The organism is Roseovarius halophilus (ex Wu et al. 2025) (assembly GCF_047086965.1).
Genome location: NZ_JBKOTX010000362.1, coordinates 1 through 3251, shown reverse-complemented (window position 1 = coordinate 3251; position 3251 = coordinate 1). Strand labels below are relative to the sequence as shown.

The window sequence follows — 3251 nt, the reverse complement described above, 5'->3', positions numbered from 1 at the left end:
GGCGCCGCCCGGCGACGGCCCGGCGCTTCGCGCGGTCCGCGTCCGTCGTTTCCACCGCCGACGCGAACTGCTCCCGCGTCAGCATCGTTTCGGGCTTGAGCCACTGGATGAAGTCCGCCTGCAGCTCGCGCTGGAGGGACGCGACAACCCGGGCCAGTGTCCGATGGCGCGCCGAATGCGCGCAGCGGCCTGCATCGGGGGCTTGCGACACCCGCAGCTCCAGCCACGAAGACGCCGGCGTGTCGAGGGCCGCGACAGGCTTGTCCCTGTCGGTGCACAACCTGACGTAGTACCGGTCGGATTTCACGAGGGCGCTGCCATCCGGCAGCACGCGCACGCTGCGCACCGTTTCGTCCAGTCGCTCAAGGGTGTCGGCCACGTTTTTACCCATCGTGGCGACGTCCAGATCTCTCGTACCGAGAAATACCAGTCCTGCCGTAACCCATGTGTTGTCGGAGGTCATTTCGGCGCTCGCTTTCTGTCTGTACGAGTTCGTATTACTTTAAGATGTAGAAATCAGTTTGTTTCAAATAAGGACACATTACGGCAATCGGCCCTGTCGCGGTGGGGCGTGGCGGGCCGGACCGCAAAAAGAGCAGTCCCCGAGGGGACTGCCCAATTGATCGATTCCGAGCTTTTTCGCGCCCGAGGCGGATCAGCAGCTGTAGTAGAGCTGGAATTCGACCGGGTGCGGCGTGTGCTCGTAGGCCTCGATCTCTTCCATCTTGAGCTCGATATAGCCCTCGATCTGGTCCTTGGTGAACACGTCCCCCGCGAGCAGGAAGTCGTGATCCGCCGCCAGCGACTCGATCGCTTCGCGCAGCGAGCTGCAGACGGTCGGGATGCCGCCGAGTTCCTCGGCCGGCAGGTCATAAAGGTTCTTGTCCATGGCCTCGCCCGGGTCGACCTTGTTCTTGATGCCGTCGAGACCGGCCATCAGCAGGGCCGAAAAGCACAGGTAGGGGTTCGCCGACGGGTCGGGGAAGCGGGCCTCGACGCGCTTGGCCTTGGGGCTTTCCGTCCACGGGATGCGCACGCAGCCCGAGCGGTTGCGGGCCGAGTAGGCGCGCAGCACCGGCGCCTCGAACCCCGGGATCAGCCGCTTGTAGCTGTTGGTCGAGGGGTTGGTGAAGGCGTTCAGCGTCTTGGCGTGCTTGAGGATGCCGCCGATGAAATACAGCGCCTCCTGGCTGAGGTCGGCGTACTTGTCGCCCGCGAAGAGCGGCTTGTCGTCCTTCCAGATCGACATGTTGACATGCATCCCGGTGCCGTTGTCGCCGTAGATGGGCTTGGGCATGAAGGTCGCCGTCTTGCCGTAGGCCTGCGCGACGTTGTGGATGACGTACTTGTATTTCTGAAGCTCGTCGCCCTGCTTGGTGAGCGAGGAGAAGATCAGGCCGAGCTCGTGCTGGCAACTGGCCACCTCGTGGTGGTGCTTGTCCACCTTCATGCCGAGACGCTTCATCGTCGACAGCATTTCCGAGCGGATGTCCTGCCCGTCGTCGATCGGGTTCACCGGGAAGTACCCGCCCTTGACGCCCGGACGATGGCCGGTGTTGCCCATCTCGTACTCGGTGTCGGTGTTCCACGACCCGTCCATCGCGTCCACCTCGTAGGAGACCTTGTTGATGGAGTTCGAGAAACGCACGTCGTCGAAAAGGAAGAATTCGGCCTCGGGGCCGAAGAAGGCCGAATCGCCGATGCCGGAGGATTTCAGGTACGCCTCGGCCTTCTCGGCGGTGCCGCGCGGGTCACGGTTGTAGGGTTCGCCGGTGTCCGGCTCCACCACCGAGCAGTGCACGCAGATCGTCTTTTCCGCGTAGAACGGGTCGATGTAGGCGCTCTCGGTGTCGGGCAGCAGCTTCATGTCCGATGCCTCGATGGATTTCCAGCCGGCGATCGACGAGCCGTCGAACATGAAGCCTTCCTCGAGGAAATCCTCGTCGACCTCGTCCGCGATGACCGTCACGTGCTGCAGCTTGCCGCGCGGGTCGGTGAAACGGATGTCGACATATTCGACTTCCTCGTGCTTGATCGTCTTGAGCAGATCGCTTGTGCTCATGTCTGGGTGTCCTTCCTTTGGGTGGTTCTTGTCACAACGCGTCCGAACCGGTCTCGCCGGTGCGGATGCGGATGGCCTGTTCGACGGGGCTGACGAAGATCTTGCCGTCGCCGATCTTGTCGGTCTTGGCGGCCTCGGTGATGGCCTCGACCGCGGCGTCGACCTGATCGTCATCGAGCACCACGTCGATTTTCACCTTGGGCAGAAAATCGACCACGTACTCGGCCCCGCGGTAGAGTTCGGTGTGGCCCTTCTGGCGGCCGAACCCCTTGACCTCGATGACGGACAGACCCTGAACGCCGACATCCTGCAGCGCCTCCTTGACCTCATCGAGCTTGAAGGGCTTGATGATCGCCTCGATCTTCTTCATTTGCCCGTCCTCCTTGCTACCGGTTGCGGTTGGTTTTCGACCACTTCTCAGCGCGGGGCACAATCGGATAGGGTTTGCACGCGTTGCTACGATGCCGACGCGTGGCGTGTTGCCTAAAAATTGTGCAATATGCCTGTATAATGGGTGATATTGAATCGCGAGGGCCCATGACGGAATTGCTGACAGCCGCCCAGATGCGCGCCATCGAAGCCCGCGCCATCGAGTCGGGGGAGGTCACCGGCCGCGAGCTGATGGAGCGCGCGGGCCGCGGCGTGGTGGATGCGGCCCTCGGGGAATGGCCCGAACTGGCCCGGGCTCCGGACCGGGCGATCGTGCTCTGCGGACCGGGCAACAATGGCGGGGATGGTTTCGTCGTCGCGCGATTGCTGGCGGACAGGGGCTGGCAGGTCGAGGTCTTCCTGTACGGTGATGCCGAAAAACTGCCGCCGGATGCGCGGGCGAATTACCGGCGCTGGCAGGAGGCGGGGCCGGTGCGCCCGCTGGAAGCGCTGGACATGGACGCCGTGCGCGACGCGCGGCTGCTGGTGGACGCGATCTTCGGAACGGGCCTGTCGCGGCCGCTCGACGCGGACCTGAGCAGGCTTGTCACCGCGATCGCCCACCATGCCGCGCTGCCGCGGGCCCATGTCGTGGCCATCGACATGCCGTCGGGCTTTTGCAGCGACAGCGGCCGGGCCCTGTTCCGGCCCGAGGGTCCGGACAGCGACGCGCCGTATCGCCCGCACGCGCACCTGACCGTGACGTTCGAGCGCCCCCGGCTGGGCCATCACCTCGGGCCGGCGGCGGCGGCATCGGGCC

Annotated in this window: 4 protein-coding genes; 1 reads left to right on the top strand and 3 read right to left on the bottom strand. The window is 64.3% G+C overall.

Annotated features, from left to right (window positions below; all coding sequences use genetic code 11):
• From ACH107_RS31410 to ACH107_RS31400, 3 genes are all read right to left on the bottom strand, one after another.
• The coding region (locus ACH107_RS31410) for a hypothetical protein (RefSeq protein ID WP_412509575.1) at nt 1-379 on the bottom strand (379 nt) is incomplete at its 3' end.
• A gap of 276 nt (nt 380-655) precedes the next feature.
• On the bottom strand, nt 656-2062 hold the full coding sequence (glnA, locus tag ACH107_RS31405; RefSeq protein ID WP_412509574.1) for a type I glutamate--ammonia ligase: 1407 nt from the start codon (nt 2060-2062) through the stop codon (nt 656-658).
• A gap of 31 nt (nt 2063-2093) precedes the next feature.
• Nucleotides 2094-2432: a P-II family nitrogen regulator gene (locus ACH107_RS31400; RefSeq protein ID WP_412509573.1), complete on the bottom strand. Its 339-nt coding sequence runs from the start codon at nt 2430-2432 to the stop codon at nt 2094-2096.
• A 167-nt stretch (nt 2433-2599) separates the two neighbouring features.
• Here ACH107_RS31400 and ACH107_RS31395 point away from each other — a divergent pair.
• Nucleotides 2600-3251: NAD(P)H-hydrate epimerase (locus ACH107_RS31395; RefSeq protein WP_412509572.1), on the top strand; the 652-nt coding region annotated here is incomplete at its 3' end.